Raw genomic sequence first — 18,914 nt, 5'->3', positions numbered from 1 at the left:
ACCTACACGTTGTACATATTGATTCCATAGGAGGTTGTAATGATGGTCGAAAAGATTCAGATCAGGCGGACTTTTGTCATGCAGTATATGATCGAAAACGATATGTCTTTAAATCAGCTCGCTGATGAAATTGGCATTTCTCCTGCCACACTCAGCAGGGTATTAAATGGTCATCGGAAACCAGGCCAGCTTGTCATTGGCAAAATGATTCATTACTTTGATAAAAAATTTGAAGATCTATTTTACTATGAAGATGTTGACAAAAGTCAATGAACAAAATGATCAAGGAGGCAATGTCGTTGAAAAGAACTGGGATGGTCAGACATATTGATTCACTAGGCAGAATTGTTCTGCCTTCAGAAATGCGCAAGGTACTCAATATTAAAGAAGAGCAGCTTTTAGAAATTTTCATTGAAGATCAAACCATTATGCTGAAAAAATATGATGCAGATAAGAGCTGCCTGTTAACTGGACAAGTGACGAAGTATAACAAAAGCTATGGAAATGGGAAAGTGATGCTGAGTCTTGAAGGAGCTGAACGTTTGTTAGTAGAATTAAAACAGCTATTGAAAGAAGAAGCAACCCGTTAAAAACGTGTTTTTAACCGAAAATTGCATATAAAAAATGCTGCATACTACTCTTTGGAATGAAATTGAATCAAAATAACAAATAAAGTCGACAATATAGAGGGAATCTTTATTTTGATGTTTCGTGACATGCACCTTGTTTTCATGTAAAATAAAGTTATGTGTACCAGTTTGTCTGGAGGTGTTTTCATGCACGCATTTGTTATCACATTACTCGTAATTGTCAGTATCGCACTTATCATCGTTGTATTGTTACAATCTAGTAAAAGTGCTGGACTGTCAGGCGCTATTTCAGGTGGAGCCGAGCAGCTTTTCGGTAAGCAAAAAGCGAGAGGTCTTGACTTGATACTTCACCGTTTAACGGTTATTTTGTCAGTGCTTTTCTTCATCTTAACACTTGCATTGGCATATTTAGGCGTGTAAAGCGCGAGTAACAGAAGGTCTGATCTTTTTTCAGACCTTTTTTTATTATCAGCACTCTTTTGTTTTGTTTCATACATACAAGTGGAAAATATAAACCATATCGGAAGGAAAGGAAGTCACATCATGAAAGTTGTTACACCAAAACCATTTACGTTTAAAGGTGGAGAAAAGGCGGTGCTTCTTCTTCACGGTTTTACTGGGAATACAGCCGATGTTCGAATGCTTGGCCGTTATTTGAACGAAAGAGGGTATACGTGTCATGCACCACAATATAAAGGACACGGTGTGCCGCCAGAAGAGCTTGTCCATTCAGGCCCTGATGACTGGTGGAAAGATGTAGAAGAAGGCTATCAATTCTTAAAAGATGAAGGCTATGAGGAAATTGCGGTTTGCGGCCTATCCCTCGGAGGAGTTTTTTCATTGAAATTAGGTTACACTGTACCTGTAAAGGGAATTGTACCTATGTGTGCACCTATGTACATAAAAAGTGAAGAAGTCATGTATCAGGGTGTACTAGAATATGCCCGTAACTATAAGAAATTTGAGGGTAAGTCAGAGGAGCAAATTGAACAGGAAATGGAAGAGTTCAAGAAAACGCCAATGGATACACTGAGGAGCCTGCAAGAACTCATTGCAGATGTTAGAAACAATGTCGACATGATTTATTCACCTACTTTTGTTGTTCAGGCACGTCACGATCATATGATTAATACAGACAGTGCGAATATCATTTACAACGAAGTAGAGACAGATCAAAAGCATTTGAAATGGTATGAAGAATCAGGCCATGCGATCACGCTTGATAAAGAGCGCGAGAAGGTTCATCAGGATGTATATGCATTCTTAGAATCACTTGATTGGTCAGTTTAAATATATAGGGGGTTAGAGTGTGCAAAAAGAAGAATTTATGAATGAATTACTCGCTTTTATGAAAGATGAAGCGTATAAACCGTTAACCGTTCAAGAGCTGGAAGTGATGATGGAGATTACCAATCCTGATGATTATAAAGAGCTCGTCAAAGCACTTGTGATCCTGGAAGATCAAGGGCTCATCGTTCGCACGCGCAGCGATCGCTACGGTGTACCAGAAAAAATGAACTTGGTAAAAGGGAAGCTGTCTGCTCATGCAAAAGGTTTTGCATTTGTGACACCAGAAGAGTTTGGACAGGATGATATTTTCATTCCACCTAATGAGCTAGGCACAGCGATGAATGGTGATACGGTCATGGTTCGTGTCAGTCACAAATCAAACGGCACAAAAAAAGAAGGGACGGTCATCCGAATTCTGGAGCGTAATACTCAGACGGTTGTCGGTACCTACACAGAAACGAAAAGCTATGGCTTTGTCATTCCTGATGATAAAAAAATCACAACCGATATCTTCATCCCGAAATCCGCTAAAAATGGAGCGGTCGAAGGGCATAAAGTGGTCGTGACGCTGACTAGCTACCCAGAAGGAAGAATGAGTGCAGAGGGCGAAGTGACTGAAATTCTTGGTCATAAAAATGACCCTGGCATTGATATACTATCAATCATTCATAAACACGGCCTGCCAGGGGAGTTCCCTGAAGAAGCGCTTCAGCAGGCAGTAGACACACCTGAAACGATTGATGAAAAAGACCTAGAAGGCAGACGTGACTTACGCAACGAAACGATTGTAACCATTGACGGAGCAGATGCGAAGGACTTAGATGATGCCGTTACGGTGCAAAAGCTGGATGATGGCAAATATAAGCTAGGGGTGCATATTGCAGATGTCTCTCATTATGTCACAGAGAATTCCCCCATTGATCAGGAAGCTTATGAGCGTGGAACGAGTGTGTATCTCGTAGACCGCGTCATTCCGATGATCCCTCACCGCCTGTCAAACGGTATTTGCTCATTGAATCCGAAGGTCGATCGTCTCACGCTGTCTTGTGAAATGGTCATTGATCGAAATGGGAAGGTCGTCAAACACGAGATTTTCCAAAGTGTGATCAAAACGACGGAAAGAATGACCTATACTGATGTGAATAAGATTTTAGTCGATCAAGACGAAGAGCTTATAGACAAATACGAGCCGCTTGTGCCAATGTTCCAAGAAATGGAGAAGCTTGCAGAGATTCTTCGCGAAAAACGAATGGAGCGCGGGGCAGTAGACTTTGACTTCAAGGAAGCAAAAGTGCTTGTAGATGATGAAGGAGCGGCGAAAGAAGTTGTCGTTCGTGAGCGTTCTGTCGCAGAGAAATTAATTGAAGAATTCATGCTTGTTGCAAACGAAACGGTTGCAGAGCATTTCCACTGGTTGAATGTACCTTTCATCTATCGAATTCACGAAGAACCAAATCCTGAGAAGCTTCAGCGCTTTTTAGAGTTCGTGACAACGTTTGGTTACATTGTAAAAGGAACGTCGACAAACATCCACCCGCGTGCACTTCAAAGTGTACTTGATGCTGTGAGGGATCAACCAGAAGAAGTTGTGATACAAACTGTGATGCTTCGTTCGATGAAACAGGCGAAATATGATCCAGAAAGCATCGGTCATTTTGGTTTATCAACGGAATTCTATACACATTTCACATCACCGATCCGCCGTTATCCGGATTTAATTGTGCATAGACTGATCAGAACCTATTTGATTCAGAAAAAGACAGACGAAGCAACTCTAGAAAAGTGGGGCCAGCTGCTTCCTGAAATTGCAGATCATGCGTCTACAATGGAGCGCCGCTCAGTTGATGCAGAGCGTGAAACAGATGATCTCAAGAAGGCTGAATTTATGCTTGATAAAATCGGTGAAGAGTTTGATGGAATGATTAGTTCCGTGACGAACTTCGGACTATTTGTTGAACTGCCGAATACAATTGAAGGTCTTGTCCATGTCAGCTACATGACAGACGACTACTATCGCTTTGATGAGCAGCACTTTGCCATGATCGGTGAACGCACAGGAAATGTCTACCGTATCGGTGATGAAATCACAGTCAAAGTGGTGAATGTCAATAAAGATGAGCACTCGATTGATTTTGAAATCGTCGGTATGAAAGGCACTCGCCGTAAATCGGCAAAAGATTTTAAGTTTAAAAAACGAACAGATTCACCAGCGAAAAAAGGGCGCGGAGGCCAAAATGCCTCTGGGGATAAAGCCAAAGAGGATAAAGGCGGAAGTGACTGGTTCTCAGGCCGTAAGAAGAAGAAAAAGAAAAAACGCGTATTTGATAACGCACCAAAACAAAAGCGTAAAAAGAAAAAGTAACGTGACAAAAAGCAAATAGGGCATCACGCTCTATTTGCTTTTTGACCACATAGCGTCAGCGTTGTCTAAAGCTGGATTGTTTGATAAAATAATCCGTACGATTTGGACCGTGTTTGTGTCAAAAGGAGGGTGTACGCCAATGCCAAAGGGAGAGGGAAAGGTTGTTTCCCAAAACAAAAAAGCAAATCATGACTATTTTATAGAAGAAACATTTGAAGCTGGCCTTGTGTTACAAGGAACTGAAATCAAATCGATTCGTGCAGGAAAAGTGAATTTAAAAGATTCTTTTGCCAAAATCGAACGAGGAGAAGTGTTTCTTCATAACATGCACGTGAGCCCATACGAGCAGGGGAACCGTTATAATCATGATCCGCTGAGAACGAGAAAGCTGCTGTTTCATCGCAAGCAAATCAGTAAATTGATTGGTGCGACAAAGGAAGAAGGCTACTCACTCGTGCCTCTGAAACTCTATTTAAAAAATGGCTTTGCCAAAGTGTTGATCGGAATTGGTAAAGGGAAAAAGAAATACGATAAACGTGAAGATCTGAAGAAAAAAGATGCAAAACGTGAAATCGACCGTGCCTTCCGTGATCGACAAAAGCAATTCTAGATTCATGCAGATGTCTTGCTGAGAGCGGAAGCATTATGCTACAATATGTTATGCAGTAAACAATCATTGCTTTTCTTACAGAAACCACCAGTTGTTTCAAGCGATGAGATTGTTATAATAGTTATATACGGAAGCAGTTAAGCTGAACGTTTCCATCCCGTATATCCCTTTTACAAGGGGACGTTACGGATTCGACAGGGGCGGTTCGAGCTTGAGCTGCGAGCCGAGAGGCGATCTCGTTAACACGCACTAAATGTAACTGGCAAAACTAAAAGTTTTAACCAAAACTTAGCACTAGCTGCCTAATAAGTGCAGCGAGCTCTTCCTGACATCGCCTATGTGTCTGTGAGGAGCCCAATGAAGTAGGCTACGCTTACGTTTTCGTCTGAGGACGTAAGAAGAGATCCATCAGACTAGCTCTCCAAGCGCCCGTCAGCAGGCATGAGGATGAGTGAACACCAAATATGTTGACTACGCTCGTAGACGCTTAAGTAATCGATGTCTCTGGACGTGGGTTCGACTCCCACCGTCTCCATACATATGATTTCGAAGGAAATCAATGAGGTCAAAGTCCTTTCATATTAAGGGTTTTGGCTTTTTTCTATTGTCGGTGATTTATAAAACTTACAATGTAGTGAGCTAATAATAAGTGTTCTTTATATCAGGTTGACCTGAAGAGTTACCAATTCCAATGTCTTTGGTTAAAGTTTCTATTTTTTGCAGTTACGTTTTGTTGTTGGAGCATTTATAATTGAATGTACTATTGCATTATTTTTACAAGAATTATTTTCGGAAAAATAAATTTAAAATGAGGTACATAACATGATCAACTTCCAAGATAAAGTAGGCTTCATTTGGTCAATTGCAGAGATTTTACGTGGGCCATATAAGCCAGAAGACTATGGTGAAATTATTTTGCCATTAGCTGTATTACGCCGTTTTGATTGCGTATTAGAAAGTACAAAAGAAGAAGTGTTAGTGAAAGCAAAGCAGTATCCAAATATGACAGATGAAGCACGTGAACAAATTTTAAATCGTGTTTCTAAGCAGAATTTCCATAACATAAGTGAATACAATTTTAAAAAGCTATTAACAGACGCTGATAATATTGCTGAAAACTTACGTGACTATAAAAATGGTTTCTCAAAAATTGTTCGTGATATCATGGAGCACTTCGACTTCGATCGCCAAATCGATAAACTTGATCAAAATGACTTATTGTACTTAACGATTAAACGTTTTAGTGAAATTGATTTACATCCAGAAACAGTTTCAAACATTGAGATGGGTTATGTATTTGAGGAACTAATTCGTCGTTTTAATGAGTATGCTGAGGCCGGGGATCATTACACGCCACGTGAAGTCATTCGTTTAATGACACATTTATTATTTTCACATGATGATGCTAACATTTTAACAAAACCAGGTTTAACACAAACACTTTATGACTGTGCGGCTGGTACAGGTGGTATGGGTTCAGTTGCCCAAGAATATTTACTAAATCAAAATCCAACAGCACATTTGGAATTTTTTGGACAAGAGGTTAATCCTGAATCCTATGCGATTTGTAAGGCAGACTTACTTATTAAAGGTGAAGATGCACGTAATATCCGTTTAGGGAACACATTATCAAAGGATCGATTCCCACATGATACATTCGATTATTTAATTTCAAATCCACCGTACGGAGTGGACTGGAAATCATATGAGAAGGCGATTAAAAACGAACATCAGAAACAAGGTTTTGATGGTCGTTTCGGACCTGGTACACCTCGTACAAGTGATGGGCAGTTATTATTCCTCCTGCACTTAATATCAAAAATGAAGCCAGTCACAGTGGAAAATCCACAAGGCTCTCGTCTAGCCATTATTATGAATGGTTCGCCGTTATTTACAGGTGATGCAGGTTCTGGTGAAAGTGAAATTCGAAAGTATGTGCTTGAAAACGACTTAGTAGAAGGTATTGTGGCATTGCCGAACGACCTATTCTACAATACAGGCATTGCAACATACATTTGGATTTTAACAAACAATAAAGCGCCTCTTCATAAAGGGAAAGTGCGGTTAGTCAATGCAGTAGACTTCTCGAAAAAAATGAAAAAGTCGATGGGTAGCAAGCGTAACGAAATTACGGAAGAGCAAATTAATGAGATTGTTCGTTTATACGGTGATGCACAACCAAATAAGTACGTGAAGATTTTTGAGAATGAAGACTTTGGTTATGCGAAAATTACAGTAGAACGTCCATTACGTTTAAACTTCCAAGTAAATGAGGAGCGTTTGGCACGTGTAGTAGAGCAAAAAGGCTTTGCGAACTTAGCAATATCGAAGAAAAAAGGTGATGCAGGTCATTTTGAAATCGAAGAAGGGAAAAAGCTGCAAACACAAATTTTATATGTGTTACGCACGTTAGAAAGCGATACAGTATATAAAAATCGTGACGAGTTTACGAAAGTACTAAAAGATGCATTAAAACAAGCGGGCATTACTATCGGAGCACCTGTATTAAAAGCAATTTTAGCTGGTCTATCTGAAAAAGATGAAACAGCTGACGTATGTATGAAAAATAAAACAGACATCGAACCAGATCCTGATTTGCGTGATACTGAAAATGTACCGTTAAAAGAAAACATTCATGATTATTTTGCACGTGAAGTATTACCACATGTACCAGATGCATGGATTGATGAAACAAAAACAAAAATCGGCTACGAAATTCCTTTTACTCGCCATTTTTACAAATACACTGAATTACGTAGCTCAGCAGAAATTATGGAAGAGATTCGTGCATTAGAAGCGGAGATTACTGACCAGTTAAAGAAGGTGATGGTATGACTGTAGTTTTAAAGAAAAGCAAATTGAAATATCATTTAAAAGTTAAGAATGGTCGAGAAATAACAAATGAAGTGAATTATGGTAAAAATGTTATTAACGTATATGGATCGGGTGGAGTTTTTAAATATACTGATAAAAAACTATTTACTGGGCCTTCAGTATTATTTGGTCGAAAAGGAACGATAGGTAAACCTTTATATGTTGAAGGTGATTTTTGGGCTGTAGATACTATGTATTACACTGAGGTTTATTCAGGTAATTCTCCGAGATATTTTTATTATCTGTTAGAGGTATTCCCCTGGGGAAAAATTGTAACTCAAACAGCTTTGCCTAGCATTGTAGGGTCAGAGCTAGAAAATTATGAAGTAAATATCCCATCTGAAGAAGTCCAAAAAATCATAGCAAAATTTTTAGATCGTAAATGTGTTGAAATTGAGACTTTATTGAAGCATAAAGAACGTCTGTTAATATTATTGGAACAACAACGCCAATCAATCATCACAGAAGCTGTTACGAAAGGTTTAAATCCGAATGTGAAAATGAAAGATTCGGGTGTTGAGTGGATTGGTGAGGTTCCAGAGCATTGGGAGATAAAAAAAATTAAGCACATTACACAAGTAAAAAGAGGAGCGTCGCCTAGACCTATTGATGATCCAAAGTATTTTGATGATGATGGAGAATATGCATGGGTACGAATAGCTGATGTTTCAAGAGCAGGAATGTATTTAAATGAAACATCACAAATAATGTCTGAATTAGGTGCTTCATTAAGCATCAAACAATATCCAGGTGATTTATTTGTTAGTATTGCAGGTACTGTAGGAAAACCATGTATATCCAATATAAAATGTTGTATTCACGATGGATTTGTCTATTTCCCAAATTATAAGTATAATAAGAAATTTTTATACTATATATTTGCGTGTGGTCAGTCATATAAAGGTTTAGGGAAAATGGGGACTCAATTAAATCTAAATACAGACACAATTGGTGAGATAAAAATACCCTGGCCATCCGTAAAAGAGCAAGAGGATATTTTAAATAGACTTGAAGAAGAGGTAAATAAACTTGATAAATTGATAGGGTTGGTGAACTTTCAAATTAAAAAACTAACTGAATACCGTCAATCCCTAATCTACGAAGCAGTAACAGGCAAAATCGACGTATGTGATATGGAACTTGATTAAGTGAGGTGAATTGTAATGGCGATCGATACTACAGAAACAGGTTTTGAGACAAATATCGAATTAGCATTAATCGCGAATGGCTATAAAAAGCGTGTGTTAGAAGGTGAGGCAAGTAGTTCTTTCAAGCAGCATGCGATTGATGTTGAAGAGCTATTTGCATTTTTAGAAGATACGCAGGAAAAGCGGATGCGTACGTTAGAAAAATCGTATGGTCCTACTTATAAAGAACAAGTGTTAAAGCGCATTAAAGATCAGCTACATAAACAAGGTTTGGTTGAATGTTTACGTAAAGGGATTAAAGACCGTGGTGTGACATTACAGCTTGCGTATAATAAGCCACCTACGGATATGAATAAAACATTAAATGAGCAGTATGGGAAAAACCGCTTTAACGTTGCTCGCCAAGTGTTTTACAGTGATAAGCATAAAAACAGCTTAGATATGGTGGTGTTTTTAAACGGTTTACCACTTGTAGTGATGGAGCTGAAAAATCCATTAACAAACCAAACAGTTGAAGATGCGATGATACAATTAAAGAATGATCGTGATCCACGTGAGCAGCTATTTAAATTTAATGAGCGTGTTGCTGTCTACTTTGCCGTTGACCCAGATGAAGTGTTTATGACAACAAAGCTTGATAAAGGCAAAACGTACTTCCTCCCATTTAACAAAGGTAATAATGGCGGGAAAGGCAATCCGTTAACTTACGGTGACAACTATCGAACGCATTATTTATGGGAAGAAATTTTAGTACCTGATAGCTTACTCGATATTATATATCGCTTCATCTTTATTAAGAAAGACGACATTAAAGATTCAAACGGTGAAACAATAGGTGAGCGTCAAATGCTTATTTTCCCTCGCTTCCATCAGCTTGATGTTGTACGTAAGTTAGAAGCAGATGTTGCACAAAAACTTGTCGGTCATAATTATTTAATTCAGCACTCTGCGGGATCTGGTAAGACGAACTCGATCTCATGGCTTGCACACCGTTTAGCTAAGCTACATAACGAGGAAAATGAATCGATCTTTAGTAGTGTCATCGTGATTACCGATCGCCGAGTGTTAGATAAGCAATTGCAAGACGCAGTGTATCAGTTAGAGCATAAAGCAGGAATGGTCGAACCAGTCGATAAAAACTCAGAGCAATTAGCACGTGCTATTAATAGTGAAACACGCATTATTATTACAACGCTCCAAAAGTTCCCATTTATTTTGGAGAAAGTAGCGGGTTTAGAGCGAAAAAAATATGCAGTTATTATCGACGAAGCGCACTCATCTCAAGGTGGTAAAGCATCTACTGCCTTAACAAATGTTCTATCAGATAAGACATTAGAAGCAGCATATGAGGAAGACCGCATTGCCGAAGAAAACTTAGCTGATGTAGATGAGAAAATTGTAGAAGCCATTTTGAAAAGTGGGAAACAGGATAACGTATCGTTTTTTGCATTTACAGCGACTCCAAAGCCCAAGACGTTAGAGAAGTTTGGTACAGTTGGCATTGATGGTAAGCCAGAGGCCTTTCATCAATACACAATGCGCCAAGCAATTGAAGAAGGGTTTATTTTAGATGTACTTGAAAATTACACAACGTATAAAACGTTCTGGAAAATTGCCAAGACTGTCGATGATGACCCTGAAGTATCGAAGAAGCAAGCCACCAAAAAACTTGCTCAATACGTTTCATTGCATCCACACAGCATTGAACAAAAAACAGAAATTATCATTGAACATTATCGGAATTTTGTACAGCGGAAAATTGGTGGGCGTGCCAAGGCGATGGTCGTGACAGCAAGCCGTTTACATGCAGTACGTTATAAAATTGCTTTTGATAAGTATATTCATGAAAAGGGATATAACGATTTAAAAACAGTTGTGGCATTCTCAGGTACTGTAAAAGACGGTGGAATAGATTATACGGAGCCGGACATGAACAGTTTCTCTGAAAAAGAGCTACCTGATAAATTCAATTCAGATGAATTTAAAGTGTTACTTGTAGCTGAGAAATATCAAACGGGATTTGATGAACCACTGTTGCATACGATGTATGTAGATAAGCCATTAAGTGGTATTAAAGCGGTGCAAACCCTATCTCGTTTAAATCGTACTTGCCCAGGTAAAGAGGACACATTCGTACTGGATTTTGTAAATGAACCAGAGGTTATGAAAGCTTCATTCCAACCATATTACGAATCAACAAGCCTATCTGAAATTACGGACCCAAATATCCTTTATGATATGCAGGCTGACATCGAGCCTCATCAAGTATTTAAAGAAGATGAGGTGCAAAGGGTTAATGAACTTGAAGTAACAGACGGTGTGAAAAAGTCAACTAAGGCGCAAACAGAGTTAAATGCAATTCTTGACAAAGGTGTAGAGCGATATAAAAGGCTTTCAGAAGAAGAACAGTTTGATTTTAAACAAGCCGCAACAAAATTTATTCGTACGTATAGTTTCGTGCTACAAGTTGTAACGTTTATTGATCTAAGCTTACACAAGCAATATATTTATTTAACATACTTGTTGCGTAAGCTACCTCGTACAACTGGTGATAAGGACGTTTATTTAGCTGATGATATCGCACTTGAATACTATCGCAATCAAAAGGTATTCGAAGGGAGCATCGAGTTGGAAAAAACGGGTGGCATTGAACTTGATCCACAGAAGCATGGTGCTGGTGGTGTAGCTGAAGATGAGAAGGTGCGATTATCAAGCGTGTTAGAAAAGTTAAATGAGCGCTTTGGTACACAATTTACAGAAACAGATTTTCTTTCTCGTGAACAAGTGAAAGAGGACATGTTGAATGATGATGATCTCCGTCAGAAAGCGAAAAACAATACAAAAGAAAACTTCAAATTTGCTTTCGAAAAAACATTTATGAATTTTGTTATCGACCGAATGAGTAGCAATCAGGAGTTCTTTATGAAGATTTTAGAGAACGATGAATTTAAGTCGTACATTATGGAAGACATGTTGAATGAGGTATATGGAGAAGTGAATCGATGATGATTCTATCGAAATATCAGTCTAAGTCCTATAAGAAAAAAGATGACGGTCCGTCATCTTTTTTTGTAGGAATCACTGTTCAGTTTTTTGAGAAGGTTTAAGGAATCGAATAAACAAAGGGCTAACTACGAAAATAGCTATAATGAGTAAAAGTTTATTTGATATAAATTTCATAAACGTTGTATTAATGATATACAATGAAATGAGTAATAAATAACATACTAAGAATAGTAAACCAGACTTTCTTTTTTGAAACGGTTTATCTAAAAGAATGAGCATAAATAAACCTGCCATGATTATGATGAAGGTCATTTTTTTACCTCCCTATATTTATTGTGGGAATACACCAGATGGAACTGCTGCATAACCTAATCCGGTAAATCTTATTCTTACGCCATGTCCTTCATGTTCATCTTGAATCATTTGACCAAAGCCTACAAGCCCTCCACCTATTACTCCAGCAATAGCACTAGCTAGTTGAGTAGGAGGAATGGGTATGAATCTAGAAATGGCTGCGATTCCACTAGTAGCGCCCCCTCCAGCTTTGAAAGACTGATATAAAGATCTGGTCTCATTGCAATCAAAGTATAAGTTATATCCCCACCAATAAACATTGTGACCGTTCTTTCCGCATCCTTTAGATAATGTTGATACCTTATGATCAAGTGAATTAGTGTTAGATTCATCTAGCATTTTAATACTAAAATCAGGTTGAATAACAGCTTTCTTTTCAAGTACTAATTGGTTACTATACTTAAGCCACGCCTTTACTTCTGTAATTATTGAATGATCTAGATTCAAATCAGTATAATTTGACTTTAAAATAAGTGTTCCTTTTTTAGATAAATATAGATATGACTCTATCTTCTTTATGTCTTTCATACTTACCTTTGTTTTTTTAACATCTTTTTGTTCAGAATGAAGTGGTTGATTTTGTTCAGAGTTGTTAACATCTGATTTTTTTTCTTCCGCAGAGCCTACATTGGAAAAACCCGTTGTGGATATGATAATTGTTAACAAGCCTATCAATAGTTTAGAAAACTTTCTACGATTGTTTTTCTTCATTAAGTTTTCCCCTTCCATTTAATGTTTTCATCATTGTACTGCAAATAAAATATGGTGTGGTCATTATTATAAAAAAGGGTAAAAAAGTAGGTTTTAAATTGAGCTGGAAGATAATTTTCGGCGAATTTTTAATTAGTTAAAAAGGTGCCTTAAGACTCTTGTTGAGTGTGTTGTGAAAAAAAGAATAAACAAATGTCATAAAGATTTTAAAAAACCTCCAACCAAATCAAAATCACATCTTCCCATTTGTGACTTCCTCATATATAGTAAGATTAGACTAGTTCTAAATAACTGAAATTGGGGCGTTTACATGGATTCGATTGTTTTACATTTTATTGTGATCATGAGTGTTTCTGGCATTCTGTCCGTGATATTATCAATCATTGCTCATGCGAACCGCCACCGGTATATTGGCTGTCAATTGTTTATGTACATGTCTGGAGCAACTGCGATTTATATCTTTGGGCACACGTTTGAATTATTGGCAAGTACACCTAGGGAGATTATGTTCTGGGTTTGTTTTCAATACATGGGTCTTCCGTTCATCGCGCCATTCAGTCTAATGATTGTGCTGCAATTTACGGGATTCCATCAATATTTCACAAAGCGCCGCGTGCTTCTCATCTTACTGATTCCAACTCTCACCACCATTATGGTGTTCACCAATTCTTTTCATTCACTCTTTTATCGAAGCATCACGATGAATCCGGTAGACGGATTTTTATTGGCTGACTTTACGATTGGCTATTGGTATATCATTCATGGTGTCTATACATTTGGCTGTTCGATGCTGGCTATTTTTATGCTGGTTTGGTTTTTGCGTGTCACAAAAAAAGAATATTTAAAGCAGATTCTAATTTTGCTAGTGGGCATGTTACTGCCAATCACGACATCTTTTATCTATTTATTAGGTGTGACACCTCTTCATATTGACCCGGTCCCTGTGGTGATGTTTTTAACCAATGCACTCTACTTATGGGCGATTATGTCGTTCCAGCTCTTTAAGCTCTCTCCCATTGCGATGGAGCGTGTGTTTGAGCATATGTCTGAGGGGGTTCTCATTTTAGATCGATACCGGACACTCATAGATTACAACCCCGCTGCTGCATCGATCATTCCAGCACTTTCTAATAAAAAGGGGATTGGCTATAAAATAGACGATATTTTCTCAGGAATCATCAAAGATACTGACTTCATTCAGTGGCTGCGTTCTCCGCAGGATCATTCGCAATTTGATTTAATGTTGAAAAGGGAAAAAGATCATTCCAGCTATTATCACTTGACCGCATCGTCCCTATTTAATAGGAGAGGAGAGATCGAGGGCAGGCAAATTGTGATCAGTGATGTAACAGAGCAGCGTTTGCTTCAGGAAGAGCTGGAGCGCCGTGCGTATATTGATGGATTGACGAATATCTTTAATCGGTCTTCATTTATTGAACGAACGCAGATGATCCTAGAAGAGGATGCGCAAGATACGGCTGTTATGCTGTTTGATATTGATTTTTTTAAACAAATCAATGACACGCACGGACATCATATTGGAGACGAGGCGCTGCGTCATGTTGTCACCATTTGTCAACAGCATTTAAAAATGGATGATTTATTCGGACGATATGGCGGAGAAGAGTTTGCTATTTGTCTGCCGCATCATTCTTTTGAAGAGGCATGCCATATTGCGGAGCGAATTAGACATTCCTTTGAGATGAGTTTCTTTGAGAATGATGAGGAAAAAGTGCGGGTGACAGCGAGCTTTGGAATTGCTCACACAGCTTATGATCCCAATGTATTAGAAACTCTTCTATTTGAAGCAGACCAAGCTTTGTATATGTCAAAACGCCAAGGACGCAACCGGATTTATGCGTCCACTGGAGCGGACTATATGCTTTATGAAGAGCATTAACCTGCTGCTAGCTTCTCATTGACGGTTGTCCTGACATTCGATATGATAAACATAACATTTGAACGGTTTCCTAAAGGGGAGTAGCTTTTACGGTTTGGTCGTCATTACAGAAACATCCGTTGTTTCTCGGCCATTCCGGCATGAACATGTTAGCCAGACCTTTGCCTATCACACATGAGGCAAAGGTCTGGCTTTTTTAGGTCTTATTGCATCTGTGTGATGGGGGAGCGGGACAAATGATGCTTTCAATACCTCAGATGAAAGGATGATCAATCTTGAAAAAATATGTGATCTCTTTGCTCTTTTCCGGCACGCTTGTATTAAGTGGATGCTCTGGTTTGCTTGACCAAGTAAGTGATACAACGACATATGTCACAGAGGCAAATGAGTATGTGACGGACATTCAGCAATTTACGGAGAACTTTCCACAGCTCGCAGAAGAAGCTGTGAAAAACGCCGCCAAAAAAGCAGAATTAACCCAGCAGTTAGAATCATTGAAGGCAGACATTCAAGAATTTAATGAAATCACAGCACCCAAAATAGCAGAAGACCTGCATGCGCAGATCATTGAAAAAAATAAGGTGCTGTCAGAGGACATTCAGACGTATTTACAGCAATTGAAAGCAGACAACATCGACGTTGCTGCCATGCTTGAGGATCAGCAAGGATTGATCAAGCAGCTTCAGCAGTCCGTCAATCTATTGCAGGACATTGAACAATTAACAAACTAAAGCAAACACGATAGAGTGTATTCAGCATATCTTTGCCTTTTCCGGTGGAGATATGCTTTAATTTAAGTAAAGATAAGTCATATTAGAAAAAAGGTGATCACATGACAGAACATGAAGAAAGACATATGGCTTCGCCAAGAGCCGAGAAGGATAAAGATCAATTGATCAATCGGTTGAAACGAGTGGAAGGACAAGTGCGTGGGATTCAGCAAATGATTGAAAACGATCGTTACTGTATAGATGTTGTCAATCAAATCTCCGCTGTCAATGCGGCTTTGAAAAAGGTCAGTCTTCAATTGATGGAAAAGCATACCCATCATTGTGTAGCAGATGCAATCAAGAGCGGCAATGGGGATGAAGCCATTGAAGAGTTAATGACGGTCTTTACGAAACTGACAAAATCGTAGCATTTATATGTTTACATTGATACCCTACTAGTGTATAGTAAGGTGTAGAAAATGATTGATGGAGGCGATGAGAAGTGGAACAAGCAACACTTCAAGTGCAGGGCATGTCTTGCGGACATTGCGTGAAAGCAGTCGAAGGAAATGTAGGAGAACTAGCAGGTGTTGAATCTGTGAAAGTCCATTTAGACAAAGGAGAGGTGGAAGTTTCATTTCACCCAGATCAAGTCACGTTACACCGTATCTCTGATGTAATTGAAGAACAGGGATATGATGTCGTATAAATGAACATACGTGCTGCATAACAGCACGTATTTTTTTCAAAAAAAGATACCCCTATGGAGTATATGAAGAGGTGAGATGAATGAAAAAGGAAATTGATTTTCAAATTACGGGGATGACCTGTGCTGCCTGTGCAGGACGCATCGAAAAAGGATTGAACAGGCTGGAAGGTGTGGAGGATGCCAATGTGAATTTGGCGCTTGAAACATCTCATATTGTGTATGAAGCAGAACAACTCACACCAGATGATCTCAAGCAAAAAATTCAATCCTTCGGCTACGATGTGGTGATGGAGCAAGCGGAATTTGATATAGAGGGAATGACGTGTGCAGCGTGTGCCAACCGAATCGAGAAAAAAATAAACCGGATGGATGGTGTTGATCACGGATCTGTGAACTTTGCGCTGGAGACCCTTCAGGTCACGTATCACCCAGGCCAAACGTCTACAAGTGATATAAAGGAAGCGGTTCAGTCCATTGGGTATTCTTTAATTGAACCAGCTGTAGATGAAGCAGAGGAAGGAAAGAAAGATCATCGCCAAGTAGCAATAGAGAAGCAAACGGCACGCTTTTTATTTTCAATGATTCTGTCACTGCCGCTTCTTTGGGCAATGGTCAGTCATTTTTCTTTCACGTCTTTTATTTGGCTGCCTGAAGCGTTCATGAATCCTTGGGTTCAGCTAGCGTTAGCAGCGCCCGTTCAGTTCATTGTCGGCTGGCCCTTTTATGTAGGTGCGTATAAAGCGTTACGTAATAAAAGTGCCAACATGGATGTTCTTGTCGCACTTGGGACGTCAGCTGCGTTTTTCTATAGTTTATATGAAAGCATTCAGTCAGCGGTTCAAGGCACACATGAGGCAGCCCTCTATTATGAAACAAGTGCTGTACTCATTACGTTGATCGTGCTCGGAAAATTAATGGAAGCAAGAGCAAAAGGGAGATCATCAGAAGCGATTCAAAAACTGATGGGCCTACAAGCGAAAGAAGCGGTCATCGAGCGAGATGGGAAAGAGATGACCGTCCCTATTTCCGAAGTGAAAGTGAATGATCTTGTGTTTGTCAAACCGGGAGAGAAAGTGCCGGTAGATGGAGAGATCGTGGAGGGAAGAACCGCAATTGATGAGTCCATGATTACGGGCGAAAGTCTGCCTGTTGATAAAACGGCTGGTGATGCGGTCATCGGGGCAACGATCAATAAAAATGGGTTTGTGAAAGTGAAAGCGACAAAGGTTGGAAAAGAGACCGCCCTTTCACAGATTATTAAAGTCGTAGAACAGGCACAGGGCTCAAAAGCACCGATTCAAAGGATGGCCGATCAAATTTCAGGGATATTCGTTCCCATTGTTGTAGGAATTGCAGTGCTCACCTTCATGATCTGGTTTTTCTTTGTTGATCCAGGGAATGTGACTTCAGCACTTGAAACCTTTATAGCGGTCATCGTCATTGCGTGTCCTTGTGCACTCGGTCTTGCTACACCAACCTCTATTATGGCGGGTAGCGGCCGTGCGGCTGAATCCGGCATTCTGTTTAAAGGCGGAGAGCATTTAGAAGTGACCCAATCACTGGATACGGTGGTTTTAGATAAAACAGGGACTGTGACAAAAGGGGAGCCGAGTCTGACAGACGTAATAGTGTCTGCCAATTGGACAGAAAATACGCTCCTACAGTTAGCAGGATCAGCTGAACAACAGTCGGAACACCCGCTTGCCAGAGCGATCACAGATGGAATGAAGGAACAAGGTCTAGAAGCGGTCGAGATTGAAGCCTTCCAAGCTGACCCAGGTCATGGAATTGAAGCAAAGGCGGCAGGGCGCAAGCTTTTGATTGGAACGCGTAAGCTATTACAGAAACATCATATCCCATATGATCAAGTCGAAGCATCCGTCACAACGCTGGAGCAGCAAGGGAAAACGGCTATGCTTGTTGCCGTTGATGGAGAAGTCGCCGGCATTGTCGCGGTCGCAGATACGATCAAACCATCTTCACCTCAAGCGATCAAGCGTCTGAAAAAGCAAGGGATTCACGTCGTGATGATGACAGGTGATAACAAGATGACAGCAGAGGCGATTGCGAAACAGGCGGGCATTGATCATGTCATTGCTGAAGTTCTGCCTGAGGAAAAGGCTGCTCACATTGCGGCGCTTCAGGAACAAGGAAAGAAAGTCGCCATGGTCGGAGATGGCATCAATGATGCACCGGCCCTTGCGACAGCAAATATTGGGATGGCAGTTGGAACAGGGACAGATGTCGCCATGGAAGCAGCAGATATCACACTCATGACAGGAGACCTCCATGCCATTGCTGATGCGCTTGAATTTAGTCGAAAAACGATAAGAAACATCAAGCAAAATCTATTTTGGGCGCTTGCTTATAATTGTATTGGGATACCGATAGCTGCTTTAGGACTTCTTGCGCCATGGCTTGCAGGAGCAGCAATGGCCTTTAGCTCCGTGTCGGTTGTATTGAATGCGCTCAGATTGCAGCGACTGAAACCGGTTAGAGAGGGAGTGGCACAATGAAGCTGAATGTCAAATGGATTTGGACGATTAGTGCTTTGTTCTACGTTGCTCTGGTCCTTATTGGATATGCGATATACGATGGAGCTTATTTACAAAAAGATACACCAAGTGAACAAATACAAAATCATTAGGAC

The 18,914-nt window shown here is 39.7% G+C and carries 16 protein-coding genes and 1 other RNA gene; 16 read left to right on the top strand and 1 reads right to left on the bottom strand.

Going from position 1 to position 18,914, the window contains the following annotated elements:
- Positions 1 to 39 precede the first annotated feature (39 nt).
- The 10 genes from MHI33_RS18295 (at position 40) to MHI33_RS18250 (ending at position 11,880) form a co-directional block, all read left to right on the top strand.
- A complete protein-coding gene (locus MHI33_RS18295; RefSeq protein ID WP_106067294.1) occupies positions 40 to 273 on the top strand; it encodes a helix-turn-helix domain-containing protein in 234 nt (77 codons plus the stop codon).
- A 26-nt stretch (positions 274 to 299) separates the two neighbouring features.
- Positions 300 to 590, top strand: a complete 291-nt coding sequence (locus MHI33_RS18290) for an AbrB/MazE/SpoVT family DNA-binding domain-containing protein (RefSeq protein WP_044138961.1) — start codon at positions 300 to 302, stop codon at positions 588 to 590.
- 186 nt (positions 591 to 776) lie between these two features.
- Positions 777 to 1,010 carry a preprotein translocase subunit SecG gene (gene secG / locus MHI33_RS18285; RefSeq protein WP_003212746.1) on the top strand — a complete coding sequence of 78 codons (234 nt, stop codon included), beginning with the start codon at positions 777 to 779 and terminating at the stop codon, positions 1,008 to 1,010.
- A gap of 123 nt (positions 1,011 to 1,133) precedes the next feature.
- Positions 1,134 to 1,880: an alpha/beta hydrolase gene (locus MHI33_RS18280; protein WP_044138960.1), complete on the top strand. Its 747-nt coding sequence runs from the start codon at positions 1,134 to 1,136 to the stop codon at positions 1,878 to 1,880.
- A gap of 19 nt (positions 1,881 to 1,899) precedes the next feature.
- Positions 1,900 to 4,242 carry a ribonuclease R gene (rnr, locus tag MHI33_RS18275; RefSeq protein ID WP_065098008.1) on the top strand — a complete coding sequence of 781 codons (2,343 nt, stop codon included), beginning with the start codon at positions 1,900 to 1,902 and terminating at the stop codon, positions 4,240 to 4,242.
- Positions 4,243 to 4,381: 139 nt separating this feature from the next.
- On the top strand, positions 4,382 to 4,852 hold the full coding sequence (gene smpB / locus MHI33_RS18270) for an SsrA-binding protein SmpB (RefSeq protein ID WP_065098009.1): 471 nt from the start codon (positions 4,382 to 4,384) through the stop codon (positions 4,850 to 4,852).
- Between the two features lie 176 nt (positions 4,853 to 5,028).
- Positions 5,029 to 5,390, top strand: a transfer-messenger RNA (tmRNA) gene (gene ssrA / locus MHI33_RS18265).
- A gap of 284 nt (positions 5,391 to 5,674) precedes the next feature.
- Positions 5,675 to 7,687 carry a type I restriction-modification system subunit M gene (locus MHI33_RS18260; protein WP_065098010.1) on the top strand — a complete coding sequence of 671 codons (2,013 nt, stop codon included), beginning with the start codon at positions 5,675 to 5,677 and terminating at the stop codon, positions 7,685 to 7,687.
- The gene (locus tag MHI33_RS18255) at positions 7,684 to 8,874 is read left to right on the top strand and encodes a restriction endonuclease subunit S (protein WP_065098011.1); all 1,191 of its coding nucleotides are present in this window, start codon (positions 7,684 to 7,686) and stop codon (positions 8,872 to 8,874) included. The genes MHI33_RS18260 and MHI33_RS18255 overlap by 4 nt, the downstream gene beginning before the upstream one ends.
- Positions 8,875 to 8,889: 15 nt before the next feature.
- Entirely contained in the window at positions 8,890 to 11,880 is a 2,991-nt protein-coding gene (locus tag MHI33_RS18250) for a type I restriction endonuclease subunit R (protein ID WP_065098012.1), read from the top strand.
- A 330-nt stretch (positions 11,881 to 12,210) separates the two neighbouring features.
- Here the strand turns inward: MHI33_RS18250 and MHI33_RS18245 are convergent, their stop codons facing one another.
- Positions 12,211 to 12,945, bottom strand: a complete 735-nt coding sequence (locus tag MHI33_RS18245) for a hypothetical protein (protein ID WP_223252853.1) — start codon at positions 12,943 to 12,945, stop codon at positions 12,211 to 12,213.
- A gap of 310 nt (positions 12,946 to 13,255) precedes the next feature.
- On the opposite strand from MHI33_RS18245, the gene MHI33_RS18240 reads away from it, so the two are divergent.
- The 6 genes from MHI33_RS18240 (at position 13,256) to MHI33_RS18215 (ending at position 18,911) form a co-directional block, all read left to right on the top strand.
- Positions 13,256 to 14,845 (top strand): histidine kinase N-terminal 7TM domain-containing diguanylate cyclase, encoded by a 1,590-nt coding sequence (locus MHI33_RS18240; RefSeq protein ID WP_340912973.1) that lies wholly within the window; start codon positions 13,256 to 13,258, stop codon positions 14,843 to 14,845.
- 275 nt (positions 14,846 to 15,120) lie between these two features.
- The gene (locus MHI33_RS18235; RefSeq protein WP_106036520.1) at positions 15,121 to 15,576 is read left to right on the top strand and encodes a DUF6376 family protein; all 456 of its coding nucleotides are present in this window, start codon (positions 15,121 to 15,123) and stop codon (positions 15,574 to 15,576) included.
- Between the two features lie 101 nt (positions 15,577 to 15,677).
- Entirely contained in the window at positions 15,678 to 15,983 is a 306-nt protein-coding gene (locus tag MHI33_RS18230) for a metal-sensing transcriptional repressor (RefSeq protein ID WP_003212640.1), read from the top strand.
- Positions 15,984 to 16,057: 74 nt separating this feature from the next.
- On the top strand, positions 16,058 to 16,264 hold the full coding sequence (copZ, locus tag MHI33_RS18225; protein ID WP_012011271.1) for a copper chaperone CopZ: 207 nt from the start codon (positions 16,058 to 16,060) through the stop codon (positions 16,262 to 16,264).
- Between the two features lie 80 nt (positions 16,265 to 16,344).
- Positions 16,345 to 18,780 (top strand): heavy metal translocating P-type ATPase, encoded by a 2,436-nt coding sequence (locus tag MHI33_RS18220; RefSeq protein ID WP_340912966.1) that lies wholly within the window; start codon positions 16,345 to 16,347, stop codon positions 18,778 to 18,780.
- Positions 18,777 to 18,911, top strand: a complete 135-nt coding sequence (locus MHI33_RS18215; RefSeq protein WP_260564453.1) for a hypothetical protein — start codon at positions 18,777 to 18,779, stop codon at positions 18,909 to 18,911. Before MHI33_RS18220 ends, MHI33_RS18215 begins: the two co-directional genes overlap by 4 nt.
- The last annotated feature ends 3 nt before the right edge of the window (positions 18,912 to 18,914 follow it).

Origin of the sequence: Bacillus sp. FSL K6-2971 (genome assembly GCF_038006405.1) — a bacterium.
In the GTDB taxonomy this organism is placed as follows: Bacteria; Bacillota; Bacilli; order Bacillales; family Bacillaceae; genus Bacillus; species Bacillus pumilus.
Note: the sequence above shows the minus strand (reverse complement) of the source record. Positions and strands in the feature narration are given on the sequence as shown.

What these genes read in the sequence shown, in the direction of transcription:
- MHI33_RS18295 (WP_106067294.1), top strand. Translation starts at nt 40, where the DNA reads ATGATGGTCGAAAAGATTCAGATCAGGCGGACTTTTGTCATGCAGTAT.
- secG (WP_003212746.1), top strand. Translation starts at nt 777, where the DNA reads ATGCACGCATTTGTTATCACATTACTCGTAATTGTCAGTATCGCACTT.
- MHI33_RS18280 (WP_044138960.1), top strand. Translation starts at nt 1,134, where the DNA reads ATGAAAGTTGTTACACCAAAACCATTTACGTTTAAAGGTGGAGAAAAG.
- smpB (WP_065098009.1), top strand. Translation starts at nt 4,382, where the DNA reads ATGCCAAAGGGAGAGGGAAAGGTTGTTTCCCAAAACAAAAAAGCAAAT.
- MHI33_RS18260 (WP_065098010.1), top strand. Translation starts at nt 5,675, where the DNA reads ATGATCAACTTCCAAGATAAAGTAGGCTTCATTTGGTCAATTGCAGAG.
- MHI33_RS18255 (WP_065098011.1), top strand. Translation starts at nt 7,684, where the DNA reads ATGACTGTAGTTTTAAAGAAAAGCAAATTGAAATATCATTTAAAAGTT.
- MHI33_RS18250 (WP_065098012.1), top strand. Translation starts at nt 8,890, where the DNA reads ATGGCGATCGATACTACAGAAACAGGTTTTGAGACAAATATCGAATTA.
- MHI33_RS18245 (WP_223252853.1), bottom strand. Translation starts at nt 12,945, where the DNA reads ATGAAGAAAAACAATCGTAGAAAGTTTTCTAAACTATTGATAGGCTTG.
- MHI33_RS18240 (WP_340912973.1), top strand. Translation starts at nt 13,256, where the DNA reads ATGGATTCGATTGTTTTACATTTTATTGTGATCATGAGTGTTTCTGGC.
- MHI33_RS18230 (WP_003212640.1), top strand. Translation starts at nt 15,678, where the DNA reads ATGACAGAACATGAAGAAAGACATATGGCTTCGCCAAGAGCCGAGAAG.
- MHI33_RS18220 (WP_340912966.1), top strand. Translation starts at nt 16,345, where the DNA reads ATGAAAAAGGAAATTGATTTTCAAATTACGGGGATGACCTGTGCTGCC.
- MHI33_RS18215 (WP_260564453.1), top strand. Translation starts at nt 18,777, where the DNA reads ATGAAGCTGAATGTCAAATGGATTTGGACGATTAGTGCTTTGTTCTAC.